At 38.5% G+C, this 14,713-nt stretch carries 16 protein-coding genes and 2 riboswitches; of the genes, 13 read left to right on the top strand and 3 right to left on the bottom strand.

The features are described 5' to 3' along the window. Positions 1-110 precede the first annotated feature (110 nt). Complete coding sequence (locus tag ACQKMR_RS13355; RefSeq protein WP_427697726.1) at positions 111-998, top strand: LCP family protein; 888 nt, start codon at positions 111-113, stop codon at positions 996-998. 182 nt (positions 999-1,180) lie between these two features. Here ACQKMR_RS13355 and mtnA read toward each other — a convergent pair whose 3' ends face one another. After that, complete coding sequence (mtnA, locus tag ACQKMR_RS13360; RefSeq protein ID WP_427697727.1) at positions 1,181-2,227, bottom strand: S-methyl-5-thioribose-1-phosphate isomerase; 1,047 nt, start codon at positions 2,225-2,227, stop codon at positions 1,181-1,183. 14 nt (positions 2,228-2,241) lie between these two features. Beyond that, positions 2,242-3,444, bottom strand: coding sequence for an S-methyl-5-thioribose kinase (gene mtnK / locus ACQKMR_RS13365; RefSeq protein ID WP_427697728.1), 1,203 nt, complete (start codon positions 3,442-3,444; stop codon positions 2,242-2,244). An 80-nt stretch (positions 3,445-3,524) separates the two neighbouring features. After that, positions 3,525-3,679: riboswitch (SAM riboswitch) on the bottom strand. A 338-nt stretch (positions 3,680-4,017) separates the two neighbouring features. Between mtnK and ACQKMR_RS13370 the strand changes: the two genes are divergently transcribed. From ACQKMR_RS13370 to ACQKMR_RS13400, 7 genes are all read left to right on the top strand, one after another. Beyond that, positions 4,018-5,196 carry a pyridoxal phosphate-dependent aminotransferase gene (locus ACQKMR_RS13370; RefSeq protein WP_427697729.1) on the top strand — a complete coding sequence of 393 codons (1,179 nt, stop codon included), beginning with the start codon at positions 4,018-4,020 and terminating at the stop codon, positions 5,194-5,196. Positions 5,197-5,321: 125 nt separating this feature from the next. Then, positions 5,322-5,474: riboswitch (SAM riboswitch) on the top strand. Between the two features lie 180 nt (positions 5,475-5,654). Next, entirely contained in the window at positions 5,655-6,887 is a 1,233-nt protein-coding gene (mtnW, locus tag ACQKMR_RS13375) for a 2,3-diketo-5-methylthiopentyl-1-phosphate enolase (RefSeq protein WP_427697730.1), read from the top strand. A gap of 6 nt (positions 6,888-6,893) precedes the next feature. After that, entirely contained in the window at positions 6,894-7,553 is a 660-nt protein-coding gene (locus ACQKMR_RS13380) for a 2-hydroxy-3-keto-5-methylthiopentenyl-1-phosphate phosphatase (protein WP_427697731.1), read from the top strand. Then, entirely contained in the window at positions 7,550-8,182 is a 633-nt protein-coding gene (locus ACQKMR_RS13385; protein ID WP_427697732.1) for a methylthioribulose 1-phosphate dehydratase, read from the top strand. Before ACQKMR_RS13380 ends, ACQKMR_RS13385 begins: the two co-directional genes overlap by 4 nt. A gap of 24 nt (positions 8,183-8,206) precedes the next feature. Further along, on the top strand, positions 8,207-8,740 hold the full coding sequence (locus ACQKMR_RS13390; RefSeq protein ID WP_427697733.1) for a cupin domain-containing protein: 534 nt from the start codon (positions 8,207-8,209) through the stop codon (positions 8,738-8,740). Between the two features lie 124 nt (positions 8,741-8,864). Further along, positions 8,865-9,791, top strand: a complete 927-nt coding sequence (locus ACQKMR_RS13395) for a CobW family GTP-binding protein (protein WP_427697734.1) — start codon at positions 8,865-8,867, stop codon at positions 9,789-9,791. 64 nt (positions 9,792-9,855) lie between these two features. Then, positions 9,856-10,023, top strand: a complete 168-nt coding sequence (locus tag ACQKMR_RS13400; RefSeq protein ID WP_427697776.1) for a hypothetical protein — start codon at positions 9,856-9,858, stop codon at positions 10,021-10,023. A 7-nt stretch (positions 10,024-10,030) separates the two neighbouring features. On the opposite strand, the gene ACQKMR_RS13405 is transcribed toward ACQKMR_RS13400, so the two are convergent. Next, on the bottom strand, positions 10,031-10,306 hold the full coding sequence (locus tag ACQKMR_RS13405; protein WP_427697735.1) for a DNA alkylation repair protein: 276 nt from the start codon (positions 10,304-10,306) through the stop codon (positions 10,031-10,033). Positions 10,307-10,419: 113 nt separating this feature from the next. Between ACQKMR_RS13405 and ACQKMR_RS13410 the strand changes: the two genes are divergently transcribed. The 5 genes from ACQKMR_RS13410 (at position 10,420) to ACQKMR_RS13430 (ending at position 14,330) form a co-directional block, all read left to right on the top strand. Beyond that, positions 10,420-10,698 (top strand): hypothetical protein, encoded by a 279-nt coding sequence (locus ACQKMR_RS13410; RefSeq protein ID WP_427697736.1) that lies wholly within the window; start codon positions 10,420-10,422, stop codon positions 10,696-10,698. 109 nt (positions 10,699-10,807) lie between these two features. Then, positions 10,808-11,770, top strand: coding sequence for a YncE family protein (locus ACQKMR_RS13415; RefSeq protein ID WP_427697737.1), 963 nt, complete (start codon positions 10,808-10,810; stop codon positions 11,768-11,770). Between the two features lie 5 nt (positions 11,771-11,775). Continuing rightward, the gene (locus ACQKMR_RS13420) at positions 11,776-12,465 is read left to right on the top strand and encodes a response regulator transcription factor (protein WP_427697738.1); all 690 of its coding nucleotides are present in this window, start codon (positions 11,776-11,778) and stop codon (positions 12,463-12,465) included. After that, on the top strand, positions 12,458-13,873 hold the full coding sequence (locus ACQKMR_RS13425) for a sensor histidine kinase (protein ID WP_427697739.1): 1,416 nt from the start codon (positions 12,458-12,460) through the stop codon (positions 13,871-13,873). Before ACQKMR_RS13420 ends, ACQKMR_RS13425 begins: the two co-directional genes overlap by 8 nt. Before the next feature lie 16 nt (positions 13,874-13,889). Beyond that, positions 13,890-14,330: a FixH family protein gene (locus tag ACQKMR_RS13430; RefSeq protein ID WP_427697740.1), complete on the top strand. Its 441-nt coding sequence runs from the start codon at positions 13,890-13,892 to the stop codon at positions 14,328-14,330. Positions 14,331-14,713 lie beyond the last annotated feature (383 nt).

Consider the following 14,713-nt stretch of genomic DNA (forward strand, 5'->3'; position numbering starts at 1 on the left):
TGAGTATAAACAGCCTGTCAGCGATTATCGTTGACAGGCTGTTTATCGTTAAGTGCTAAGACTTCAATATAAGGGGGGGATATGGATACTTTTACCGATGAGGTGAGGATATGAAAGAGAAGGTACTGTTCATATGTTTAATTGTCTTAATGATGGCTGGTTGTTCATATTCTTCTGTTCCCCAATTAAATAGGAATGCAAAAACGGAAAAAAACCTTTCCAAAGAAGAGAGCCAAGAAAGTATGAAAACATTTCTATTGATTGGTTTCGATTCTCGTGGGGAGAAGGATTCTCGGGCAGATTCTGTTATACTAGCACGTTACTTTCCTGATCAGCAAAAGCTAAAACTGGCTTCTATTATGCGTGATAGTTACGTTAAAATACCGGGTTATAAATACGGATATAACAAAATAAATGCTGATTATTATTATGGTGGAAGTGAACTACTTAAGAAAACAATACATGAAAACTTTGATATTAAAGTCGATCATGTTGCAGTAATTGATTTTAAGGGATTCGTAAAGATGGTTGACCTACTTGCCCCAGAGGGTGTGGTGGTAGATGTGAATCAGGAAATTATTGATGATATGAGCATTGAAGCCAGCACCGGTGAAAATGTATTACATGGTGAGGAAATATTGAAATATGTCCGGTTCCGACATGATGATGAAAGTGATTTTGGGCGGGTCGCGCGTCAACAGGAAGTATTAGTTCAATTAAAACCGGGGTTTATAAATCAAATCTCTTCCTTTGAAGGCATGGTCGCCCTTCCTAGTATTATTGAAAAATGGATGTCCTACCTGGATACGGATATTGGGTTGAAAACGATTATGAAATTTGGCTCTAAATTTGTCTTCCAAACCCCAGATTCTGTCGAATCCTTAAGGGTTCCAGTTGAAGGAAGCTTTAAAGATGAAATATATCCCCAGTCTGGAGCAGTTTTAAAAATAGACTACACGAAAAATAAGGAGGCACTTCAAGAATTTTTTTCAAGGTAAGAAGTGCTGATTACTATTTGTTTATATCTAGTCAATGTTTTGAAAAATTAAGGTTGACTTAATATAGAATCCTTTATAAAGAACCTCGGAAGAATAGATATCATAGTTAAATGAACGAGGCGGAATCACCTATGTGATTCCGCCTCGTTTTTATTAGTTTCATCTAAAAAATGAAACTTGGTTCAATTGACAAAAAGCGGAATGTTTTTCACATAGTCTGGTGAAATGATACCGTTTTCTGTTATGATGCTCGTGATTAAATGATTCGGTGTTACGTCAAAGGCTGGATTGAATGTTTTTACATTATCCGGGGCTATCCTTACTCCCTGAATGAAGGTAATCTCGTCCCCATTCCGCTCTTCAATCGGGATGGATGTGCCAGATTCAAGGGAAAGATCGAAAGTGCTTGAAGGAGCGGCCACATAGAATGGGATACCGTAGTGATTAGCTAATATTGCCAATCCCAAAGTCCCAATTTTATTAGCAGTATCTCCGTTTGCCGCAATCCTATCAGCACCAACTATAATGCCATTGATTTGTTTATGATGAATAGTATGAGCAGCCATATTGTCAGAAATTAAAGTGACGTCCACTCCAGATTGCATTAGTTCCCAAGCAGTCAAACGTGCCCCTTGCAGGACAGGCCTTGTTTCACATGCATATACCTTTATCGGAAAGGCTCTTTCTTTCGCTAGGTGAAAGGGAGCCAAGGCTGTACCATAGCGAGCAGTGGCAATTCCCCCTGCGTTGCAATGCGTTAATATGGAATCTCCTTCAGTAAATAAGGATAAACCATGTTCTCCGATTTTTCGGCACATTTCTTCATCTTCTGTAAAGATTGCTTTTGCTTCCAATAAAAGTGCTTCTTTGGCAGTTGGGATGCTTTTGGCTGCTTGCAAAATGTTCTCCATCCTTTTTAACGCCCAAAAAAGGTTGACTGCAGTAGGTCGTGAAGAGGCTAGTTTTTCAATATGTTTAGTTACATTCTGCTTGAATTCCCCTAAATCCGTTGAACTTTCCTGATTCGCTCCAAGTGCGACACCGAATGCTGCAGTAAGACCAATAGCTGGGGCACCGCGGACCTTTAATGTCAAAATGCTGTCAAATACATCCTCAACGGAATAAAGTTTTATAAATTCTGTAATAGTAGGTAGAGCCTGTTGATTTAATAACGTTATATGAGTATCATCCCATTGAACGGGATAAGGTAAGGCTGTTGTCGTCGTCATATGCAGTTCTCCTTTTAAAGGGTTGAATAAGAAGGCAGTGTATGTTGCTTCAACGCTTCAATCACAGTTGGAACATCTAATTCTTCCCGTTTTTTAATTAAAAAAGCACCAATTTTCAATGTAGCCGTTTTGGCAGCTATTCTTGTATCTTTATCTTCAATGGCATTTAAATCTGCAACATGAGATAAGCCTATTGTTCTCCGAATCAGCTCGCAGCCAGCAAAACCGTATGCATCTCGTCTGAATTTAGTGAGCATATATGATAGATAACCATTTACTTGACGAAACGGACTTTTGTTTTGGGTATTCCATAGACTAGTATATGTCTCTTCAAAAGTATCCCAAAATTCTTGGAGATGTGTAAAAATTTCCTCCTTTCCAGCGGGATTACGTGTAACTGCCTGGAAGAGAAGGTTGGCTGTGTATTGACCAAGATCAAAACCAATTGGTCCATAAAAAGCGAATTCAGGATCAATAACTTTCGTTTCGGTAATACTTGCAAATATACTTCCCGTATGTAAATCTCCATGAAGTAAGGCTTCCTGCTCGGTTTCAAAACTTTGTTTTAGCTTAGCGACTTCAAGTATTACTTCTTGATCATTCCAAATGCTTTTGGCAGCATCCGTCAATTCTACTTCATACTCACCCGGTAGGTCTTCAAAAAAAGGATCCGTGAAAACATAAACTTCAGTAATTTTGCAGAGTTCAGGATTCGTGAAGTTTCGAGCCACTTCTTTTTTCGCAGACGGTTCTAAATGAAAATCAGATGTGTAAAATGCCGTTTTCGCAACATACTCACCAATATGTTTCGATAGTAATGGAAATTGATCGCCATCGATTAAGCCTGTTCTCGCTATTTTTAAGTGAGAAAGGTCTTCCATGATTGTGATAGCAAGCTGTTCATCTGAATAATATACTTGTGGTACAAATTTGGGACAATAGCTTTTGAAATGGATAAGTGCATTTGCTTCAATTGCAGCCCTTTTTAAAGTCAGCGGCCAACTTTCGCCAATTACCTTCGCATAAGGAACCGCTTGTTTGATTATAATTCCTTTTTTGGTGGATGTGTCTGTAATATGAAAGACATAATTTAAGTTTCCATCGCCAATCTCTTTACATTTTAAAGTGGCGTCTGTATTGACCAACCCTAGTTTTTTTGCAAGAGTTATTGCAGTTTCATTTGACAGTAATTCATAATTCGAATGGTTTAAAGTCATTCTTTTCCCCTCCAAATACTTTACATAATAATGAAAAAGCCTCTTTCATATAGAAAGAGGCAGAAGTTTTAGCTTCGGACCTCTTATCTTCCAGAAAAATTGCTTTCTGGTGGAATTAGCACCGTGCCCTGTGGATTTAGAATCCGGCGGAAACTCCGCCCCATTTCACAATGGTATTACAGTCGGTTGCTGGGCTTCATAGGGCCTTTATCCCTCAGCCTGCTCTTGATAAGAGTAAATGTATATGTTTTCTGAAATTTTAATCTTCGGGAAAATAATATCAACTTTTTAAATAGTTTGTCAATGGGTAATTTAATAATAATCCAGCCGGCGTTCTTCGAATTCAGAAATTTTGCTACGTGCCTCCGTAACTTTAGTGAATTCGGTACCTGGTTTTTTCTATCCAGTGTTTGCGAAATGAAAATTAATACTTGGTTGTCTAAAGGCTTATCAATTTGGATTTTCCATTTCATTTTTTAAAACATCTATATGTAAAAAAACACTTTACAAGACTATGATAAACATATATCATTTGTGACTAGAATTTCAAGAAATTTCAGAGAAGGTGTTTAAATGTTGCAATTCGAAAAATCCAGACAGCTTCAGGAACTACCCAAGCAGTTTTTTGCTACTCTAGTTGCAAAAGTTAAGACTATTACAGAGCAAGGTCATGATGTCATTAATTTAGGGCAGGGAAATCCTGACCAGCCGACGCCAGAGCATATCGTGAAAAAATTGCAGACTGCTGCAGAAAATACAATAAATCATAAATATTCTCCTTTCCGAGGACATCAATACTTAAAAGAAGCTGCGACTGTCTTTTATGAACGTGAATATGGTGTCAAGTTAGACCCTAATAGTGAAGTGGCTATTCTATTTGGTGGAAAGGCAGGACTTGTCGAACTTCCACAGTGTTTATTAAATCCTGGGGATACAATTCTGGTACCTGATCCAGGCTATCCTGATTATCTATCTGGTGTAGTTTTAGCCCAAGCAAAAACAGAAATCATGCCTTTGACAGAAGAAAATGATTATCTTCCGAATTATGGAGAAATACATACAGAAACCCTTGAAAAAGCCAAAATGATGTTCTTGAACTATCCGAATAATCCAACTGGAGCATCAGCAACTGTGGGTTTTTTTGAGGAAACCGTCTCGTTTGCGAAAGAACATTCAATTTGTGTGGTTCACGATTTTGCATATGGTGCGATTGGATTTGATGGGAAAAAACCGATTAGTTTCCTTCAAGCAGAGGGGGCAAAAGATGTAGGTATCGAAATATATACTCTATCTAAAACATATAATATGGCAGGGTGGAGAGTTGGCTTCGCTGTTGGAAATAAAAGTGTCATCGAAGCTCTTGAACTCTTGCAAGACCATCTTTATGTAAGTCTTTTCCCAGCAATTCAAGAAGCAGCGGCAAGTGCGTTACTGGATTCACAGAGTTGCGTAGAAGAATTAGTGAATAAATATGAAGGACGCAGAAATGTTTTTATTGATGGATTACGATCCATCGGCTGGGATGTCCAAGCTCCTAAAGCATCTTTCTTTGCATGGCTCAAGATTCCAGAAGGCTTCACCTCTGAAAGTTTTGCTGATTATTTATTAACGCATGCTCACGTAGCTGTTGCTGCCGGAAATGGATTCGGAGAATTTGGAGAAGGGTATGTTAGGGTAGGGTTACTTACTTCGGAAGAACGGCTTCAAGAAGCGGTTGAACGGATTCGCGCATTGAACATATTTGGAGAATAGGAAAAAGATTACAAGTTAGCTACCGTTAAATTATTGAAAACTTATTGACAAAGTATGGATTACCTGTCAGAATACAAAATAAATTCTTAATCTTTTGATACTTGAAGTTTAAATATATCAGCGTTTTCTTATTATGAGCAGGTGGAGGGACTAGCCCTATGAAGCCCAGCAACCGACCGTAATTCCATTGCGAAATGGGGCGGAATTCTTCGCCGGATTTTTTTGGAATCCACAAGGCACGGTGCTAATTCTTGCAGCTATTAGCTGGGAGATAAGAAGATGGCTTTTTTAAAGCCTCTTCTTTATGAAGGGGCTTTTATTGTTTCAATCATGGATTACAATCGATAAGATTCCCTTCTCCATTTATCGTGGTAACAGGAAAATGGATAGAAACCGTATAAGCTAGATATTAGAATACTGACTTCAAGACTTTACTAACGTTTAATAGGAGTGATCTGATGAGCGAGATAATCGCTACTTATTTAATTCATGATTTCAATGGTGAGCATGAGAAAAAAGCCGAGAGCATTGCTTTAGGTTTGACAGTAGGAACATGGACGGACCTGCCTCATTTGGTCCAGAAGCAGTTGGAGAAACATAAGGGGCGTGTTGTTTCCGTCACCCCTCTTTCTGAAGAAGATAGAGCAAACCGTTATTTCAATCGTAAGGTGTACCGTTCGACGATAAAAATTGCCTACCCGTCGGGGAATTTTTCTAATGACTTACCGGCTATTCTCACAACAGTATTCGGTAAATTGTCATTGGATGGGGAAATCAAGCTGATTGACTTGGATTTTGTCGGTGAGATACACAATGCTTTTCAAGGACCTCAATTTGGGATTACAGGCATAAGAGAAAAGATTAACGTATTTGACCGGCCTCTCGTGATGAGTATTTTTAAAGGGGTATTAGGACGGGATCTTTCCTTCCATAATGAGCAGCTAAAACAACAAGCATTAGGAGGAGTCGACCTGGTAAAAGATGACGAGATTCTCTTCGATCAGGAGCAGACCCCATTCATTGATAGAATAAAAACGGGCAGAAAAATTTTGAAAGAAGTCTATGAAACAACAGGCCATCGAACTTTATATGCTGTCAATCTATCAGGGAAAACATTTGAATTATTAGATAAGGCAGAGCGTGCAGCAGAAGCAGGAGCCGATGCCTTATTATTTAACGTTCATACATATGGATTGGATGTACTTCAAGCTTTGCGTGAACACGATCGTATCAATCTTCCGATTATGGCCCACCCTGCATACAGCGGAGCATTAGCGTCATCGTCATTTTATGGTGTCAGCTACTCGTTATTGCTTGGAAAATTAGTAAGACTATCAGGTGCGGATTTATCCCTATTCCCTTCACCATATGGAAATGTGGCACTTGAAAAAGAGGAAACATTAGCGATTGCTGAAGCTTTAACGAAAGATGAGCTGTCATGGAAAAAGGCTTTCCCGGTTCCTTCTGCAGGTATTCATCCCGGGATGGTTCCTAATCTAATAAAGGATTTTGGAACGGACAGCGTAATTAATGCAGGCGGTGGAATCCATGGACATCCCGACGGAGCAATGGGCGGGGCAAAGGCTTTCCGTTCTGCTGTAGAAGCTGTTCTTACAGGCAAGAAATTATCTGATGCGGCTTATGAAGAAGAAGCACTAAGCAAAGCACTTGAGTTATGGGGAGGCTTGTAAGGAATAATGAAACCGATAATTTTTTGTGATTTTGACGGAACAATTACTAACTCAGATAATATCATCTCTATCATGAAAAAATTTGCACCTCCGGGATGGGAAGAGCTAAAAGACGGTGTTCTTCAGCAAAAAATCAGCATATCTACAGGAGTTGGGGAAATGTTTTCCCTGCTTGACAGTAGCTTAAAGGACGACATTATTCAATATGTGAAGGAAACAGCAGGCATTCGCCCAGGATTCAACGAATTTGTGGATTTTACAAAACAAGCGAACATACCTTTGTATATTGTAAGCGGCGGTATGGACTTTTTTATTGAACCGCTTTTAAATGATATCTTGCCTTCAGATTGTGTTTATTGTAACAGAGCCTATTTCAATCAGGAAAAGATCTTAATTGAGTGGCCGCATATTTGTGATGAACATTGTAACAAGGATTGCGGTTGTTGTAAGCCATCCATTATGAGGGAAATTACAGAAGCAGATGATTATAAAATTGTTATTGGAGATTCGGTGACTGATTTTGAAGCGGCAAAGCAGGCTGATTTTGTTATCGCCCGTGACATACTGCTTGAGAGATGCAGAACAGAAGAGATTCCCCATCAAGGATTTGAAACGTTTTATGATGTGATGCACATTTTAAAACAGCAGATGGAGGTAAAAGCATGAAGAACCATACAAAAGAGTGGCAGGAATTAGCGGAAATTAAGGCTGAACTTGCCGAACGGGATTGGTTTATGGGGACGAGTGGGAATTTATCCATTCGCGAGACTAAAAGCAGTTCCTTTTATATTACGGCAAGTGGTAAGGATAAACGGAAGCAAACAGATGCGGACTTTTTACTAGTAGACCTAAAAGGAATTCCAGTTGAGAAAACAGAGCTAAGGCCATCTGCGGAAACTCAGCTTCATACAGTGATTTACGAGAGAACCAATGCGAACTGTGTACTTCATGTTCATACAGTAGAAAATAATGTGATTTCTGAATTATATGGAGATGAAGGGGAAGTGACTTTCCGTAATCATGAAATTATTAAAGCGACAGGGCGATGGAATGAAGAGGCAGAGCTGAGGATTCCAATAATCTACAATCACGTTGACATCCCTCTGTTAACTGAAAAGTTCAAGCCTCATGTCGAAGAAGACTCAGGAGCCGTGCTTATTCGCAATCACGGGATCACTGTTTGGGGGAAAAGTGGACTTGAAGCAAAAAAAATTCTAGAAGCATGTGAATTTTTGTTTCAATACCAACTGTTGCTAAATCAGCAACAGGCATTATCTACAGGTTCGGTAAGATAAAAACTCAAAGAGGAGGAATAGGTAATGGCTACAATTAGATTCCATGAAACAAATGAGGTTATTGAAAACAGTGAACAGGTAAAAAAATTTTTAGAAACACAAGGCGTTATATACGAACAATGGGATATTTCGAAATTACCGTCTCATCTGGTAGAAAAATATGATCTAACTGAAGCCGAAAAAGATGCAATTCTTGTAACATTCAAATCAGAAATTGAAGAGATTTCTGAAAGGCGCGGATATAAAGCACATGATATCATCACACTATCCGATGCTAACCCAAACTTGGATCAAATGCTTGAAAACTTTAAGCAGGAACATCATCATGAAGATGATGAAGTACGTTTTATAGCCGGTGGAACTAGTATCTTTGCTATTGAAGGCAGTGAACAAAAATGGTTTGATGTACGACTGAATCCTGGAGATTTGATTAGTGTACCAGAATCGACGCGTCATTATTTCACGTTAGCAGAAGATAGAAAAACTGTAGCTGTCCGGATCTTCGTAACAGCAGCAGGTTGGGTTCCAATTTACGAAAAAGACGAAGTTCAAGCATAAATCAATCGAGAAAAACCAGCTTTCAGGCTGGTTTTTTTATGTGGCCTTGGCGAGTGCTTTAAAAGGGCAAGTATGATAAAATTTAACGGAATTAAATTTAGCTGGACTATAGGAGCAGATACGAATGAAAACAACCGAAGTGTACATATTAGGAGGTTTTCTCGGCAGCGGGAAAACGACGCTTCTTCGAAATATATTAAAGCAGGAAAGTGAAGCGGGTAGAAAAGTGGCCGTGCTATTAAATGAGCTCGGCAGTGTATCAGTAGACAGCGGTTTGATTGGTGATGACGTACCTCTGAAGGAGCTGTTTGACGGTTGTATCTGTTGTACAATTCAGGATAAGCTCGAGGTTCAGCTGCATGAATTGTTGACGGAAAATGATTTAGACGCCGTTTATATTGAAACAACAGGTGCTGCACATCCAGTTGAAGTGCTTGATGGAATTATGTCACCGCTATTCGCGAAAAACCTGGAATATAAAGGGATTATAACAGTCGTTGACTTGTTGAGGTGGCGCGACCGAGATGAGCTTTCTCCACAGCTTCGCCGGTTGCTTGCTGAGCAAATCCATCATGCGGATTTCATTTTATTAAACAAAGCGGATCTAGTAAGCGAAATGGAGGCTGCCCAGCTTATTTATTCCATTCAAGGGCTGAATCCTGAAGCTGTAAGTTTATTGACAGAGTATGCAGCCGTTTCCTTGATATCTCTGCAACATATGCAAAGGAAACAGCCTAAAGTCCATCAAAAACTTGGTGTCCACAGCCATTTACATTTAACGGCCATTGTTCATACTTTTGAAGGGACAGTGGCACAAACCGACTTTGAAGATTGGCTTAGGGCACTTCCAGAAACGGTCTATCGAATGAAAGGATACATTTCTTTCACACATTCACAGTACCCACATTTATTTCAATACTCTTACGGAATGCCAATGTATATGAATGAAATGATAAAAATGCCATTAAATATCGTAATTATCGGTGAAAAATTGGATAAAGAAATGATGATCAGTCAGTTAAAAGCTTTGGAAGTAAAAGCAGGCCATTAATCGTTTACCGCCAATTAAAGACGGGAAAAGAAAGGTAACTTTCTGTTCAAGGAGGCGGTATAAGGTGCCATGGAATAAAAACGAGTACCCTGATTCAATGAAAAATCTTGATAAAGATGTCCGGGAAAAAGCAATTCAGATTGCGAATGCCTTACTCAATGAAGGCTATGAGGACGGAAAAGCTATTCCAATTGCCATTGACCGGGCCAAAATGGCTGCCGGAAAAGATTGAAAAATGGTCAGACCCCATTAATCGGGTCTGACCATTTTAATTGCTGCAGCCCACCAAAGGCTGCAAATGTTTTCTCATCTTCAATTAACCCACATGCAGCACATTGCACACGAACTTCAGGACCATTATAAGCTAGATGGAATGGCTGAAGAGAATCATTCGAGTATTGTTCAATAATCTCACCGGATTGCGGATCCTTTTTAACAGGTGTTGGTATTTGCTGAATGAGATTGAAGCGAGATTTATTTGTCCTGCAATTTGGACAGCGGTATACTTGAGACATTATACTCACTCCTTTTTTGAATTTTTAAAAGTGAAATCGTAATATAAATGATAGTCTTTACGAAAATGATTCTTAATATGTATAAATTAGTAATGGATGGAAGGGATAATTTTATGAAAGAAACGGTCATGAATGAAGCATTATTGGAAGCGTATATTAGTGTCTGGAATAATCGGAAGATAACGAATGGGGAAGGGGGAAAAGTGCTAACAGAACTTATTCGTCGTGAACTTTTAGATGAGAATGCCCATCCTCGTGCCCGAAAACCAATACTTGAAAAGTTTTACCTCAGTATTAAACGGGTGATGGAATCTTCGCTTTCTGATGAGAAAAAGAACGCAATCGTTATGGTCTATGTCACGGAACTGGAAAGGCTCTCCTCTTCGAAGTAAATATAACAAGTGAATGTTAGCTAATATTCTTTTTTGCTTCATACTTTTTTCACAACTCATTGTTAAAATTTTTAAAAAATAGATATTTAATGAATAAGGAGCCTAAAATATGAAGTGGGGTGCTGCGCTTTTGTTTGCCGTCATACTACTTAGTGGGTGTAATAGCAGTGATACATATACAAAAATAAACAAAGATAAATCTTTTTTGGCGACCGTCAATATCAAGGATACGTCCCTGACATTCATAGATGAAAACTATCAACCTTTTGCCAATTGGGATATTTCAGAACCGATTACCGGAGCATTACTCCTAGCGGATAAAGATACTATACTTCTTTATGGAAAAGAGATGGAGAAAATCCAGGTGTTTTCATTATCAGCTGGAAAATTGATAAATAGCTGGGAAATAGGGAAAGGAATTGTCAATATGCAGTTGCTACATGATGGAAAAACCATCGTAGCAGTTAATCAGTCGAATCATTCCATCTATTTTTTAAATGATAAAGGTGAGGAGCAGGATATAGTCAAGGTTGGGAAAAGCCCCTTGACCGTTCTTCAAGGAGAGAAAGCGAATCGCTTATATGTAATTAACTTTGGCGATACCAAATGTTCGGTGATCAATCTTAAAACGAAAAAGGTTGATATGGAATTCCCGATACATAGTTCTTCCACTGGTACCTTAATAAGGGAAGAAAAGGATGAAATTTGGATAGGAGGCCATGGAGTTGGGGACCAAGTAGAAGAAAATCTCTATATATATTCGGCCAAAACGGGAGAGTTAAAGGAAAAGTTGAAGGCTCCGACTATGCCGATTAAGTTCATTGAGAATGATGAAGGGATTTTTATCCTCAGTCATGGTACAAGCTCCTTATATAAATTGAATGATCAATATGAAGAAGTGAAAAGCAGAGTGGTCGGTGTCAATCCTTTTGAAATGGCGAACTTTAAACAAGATGTGATTGTGGCGGGATATGATAGTGATGAAGTGTATGTAATGGATGCTGAAACAGTCGATATTAAGAAAACCATTAAAGTCGGTGAAGGTCCATTTCAATTGATGTTGAGGGAGTAGATAACATGCACGTTTACACCATTTTAGTCGTTGATGATGAAGAAGATATGCGTAATTTAGTTGAAATGTATTTACTTAACTCAGGGTATCGATGCCTTCAAGCTGCAAATGGTAACGAAGCTATAAGTCTGGTTGAAAAAAATGATGTCGATTTAATCCTTTTGGATATCATGATGCCAGAAATGGACGGTTTTACTGTCTGTGAAAAAATCCGCACAAATTCGGATGTTCCTGTTATTTTTGTCAGTGCGAAAGGTGAAGAATGGGATAAGGTAAAAGGGTTGAAGCTCGGTGGGGACGATTACATTGTAAAGCCATATAATCCGGGTGAACTCGTAGCAAGGGTGGAAGCGGTATTAAGAAGAACAGGGAAAACGTCATTGAATGAAGAAAATCAAAATTCCGTCCGATTCGGTAAAATCAATTTAAACCTCCAGTCTAGAACGGTTCTACTAGATGGGAAGCCAATCAATTTGACCTTGAAAGAGTTTGAATTGCTTCTATTTCTTATGCGCCATAAAAATCAGGCACTCAGCCGTGAACAACTACTTGATAATGTATGGAGCGGAGAATATGGAGGATCTTTACGTACAGTCGATACCCATATCAAAACGCTTCGGATGAAATTGAGGGCAGCCGATTATATTCAAACGGTCTGGGGAATTGGTTATAAGATCGAGGAAAAAAATGATTAATAAGTGGTCATCACTCTCCTTTAAATTATGGCTAACTATCATCACAGCGATTATTCTATCAGTGTTGTTCGCTTACTCTCTTTCTCAATATTATTATAAAAATTTGTATGTGGAAAAGCTGAAAACAGATCTAGTAAATGAAGCTTCCTTGCTTGGAGCGGACTATTTCGGAGGCGAGATCAGTGATGACTTCAAACAAAAGGTTGAATGGTTTAACAGTAAAAATGACAGCGAGGTCTTTGTCGTAAATAATCCAAGAGAATTAAGTGCCTGCCTGCCCTTTGAAATCAATTATGACACCCTCATTTCTGCAGAAGAACGACAAATGCTCTTAGATGGAAAGGTTGTTGAAAAAGAGGGCTATGAGAAAAGGTTTGAAAAGAACATCGTAGCAGCGATCATTCCCTTGATTGATGACGACCGCCTCGAAGGTATCATCTATACATATATTCCTGTAGACTCGATTACTGATTTATTTAAGGAATTTGCTGTAAAATGGGTGGCAGCCGTTCTCTTATTCTTAATCGTTTCCATTTTATTAACAACAAAATGGTTGAAAAAGCTAGTCAGTCCGATTAAGGAAATCGAGACAGCTGCCCATCGTGTCACAGAGGGAGATTATGACATACAGATTCAGGTAAGGAGTCATGATGAAATAGGGAATCTAGCACATGCTTTTAATGAAATGGCTAAATCCATACATTTAGAGGAAGAAAGAAAAAAAGAGTTTCTCGAAAATGTTGCCCATGAACTCCGGACGCCGCTGAGTTACGTGAAGGGTTACACGCAGGCTATATTGGATGGTGTTGTGAAAAATGAGGAAGAAGAACAAAAATATCTTCAACTCATTTCTAGGGAAGCACTTAGGCTACAGAGGCTTGTAGGAGATTTGATGGACTTATCTAAATTGGACAGTGATCAATTTACTTTAAATAAAACTCCGATTGCCTATGCGCAATTCATTGAAGATGTACTTGCCAAATATGAACCGATATTAAAAGAAAAGCAGCTTTGTTTACAGCTTGAACTAGATCCGGACCCAATTATAATAGGAGATGAAGGAAGGATAGAACAAATCCTTCATAATGTCTTTGATAACGCCATTAAGTATACGAATCCAGATGGATTCATCAAAATCACTTTAAGACAGTATAAAGAAGATTGCGAGCTCATAGTCACTGACACAGGCAATGGGATTCCTGCAGCCGATCTACCTTATGTCATGAATCGCTTTTATCGAGTAAACAAAGCACGAAGCCGATTTGATGGTGGATCGGGGCTGGGACTTTCCATCGTGAAAAAATTGGTTGAACTACAAAATGGTAAAATTGAAATAGAAAGCCGGGAACATACAGGTACAAAAGTCAGCATTGTGCTTCCTACCATAAAAGAAGATTGGACTTCATAAAAAGGGGAATCGTTTCATGATAAAAAAGATAATGTTATTATGTACAGCTTTAATCTTGTTGGCAGGATGTGGCAAGGAAGAGGAAATTCCGAAAATGCTAAATGTCGAGTTAACAGTCGATCCTATAAAAGGAGAAATAAATGAGCCGGTAAAGTTTCAGGCAAAAGTGACGTATGGGGAGGAAGAAGTGACGGATGCGGATGATGTCAGTTTTGAAACATGGCTTGCAAATAGTGATGACCATGACAAAACGGCAGTAAAACATAAAGGAAAGGGTATCTATGAATTGGAAAAAACCTTTGATAAAGAAGGAACCTATTATGTTTATGCTCATGTAACAGCAAGGAATATGCACAACATGCCTAAAGAGGAATTCGTCATAGGTAAACCAAGCCAGCGTGAAGAAAACGGCGGCAAAAAGAAAATGGACGAGATGAATAAGGAAGAAAAGAAATAATAATTTTACTGTTAAAGTTAAAACAATTCGGGGTTTACCCGGATTGTTTTTATTTTTGGAAAAATGAAGGATTTTAAAAGAGTTATAGGATATATGAAATTTGAATTCTCATGATTTAAAAAAGCATACAGAAAAATAACGAAAATCATATTTAAATCGAAAAATTTGTAACATAAAAGTAAAGAAAGTCATACTAGTGGGGTTGGCAATGAGATGTCAACTAAAAGTTATTAGTATTCCATGGAAATGGTTCTATGTAACTACCATTGACAAGGATTGTCTGGAAAAATATGAGTATATATACTAGATAGCAAAACATAGATATAGAAAGCTTTTTTGCTTGCTTTCGATGAAACTTGGATAATAAATTTTTCACATTCGTT

The organism is Peribacillus sp. NPDC096540, assembly GCF_050278525.1.
Taxonomy (GTDB): Bacteria; Bacillota; Bacilli; order Bacillales; family DSM-1321; genus Peribacillus.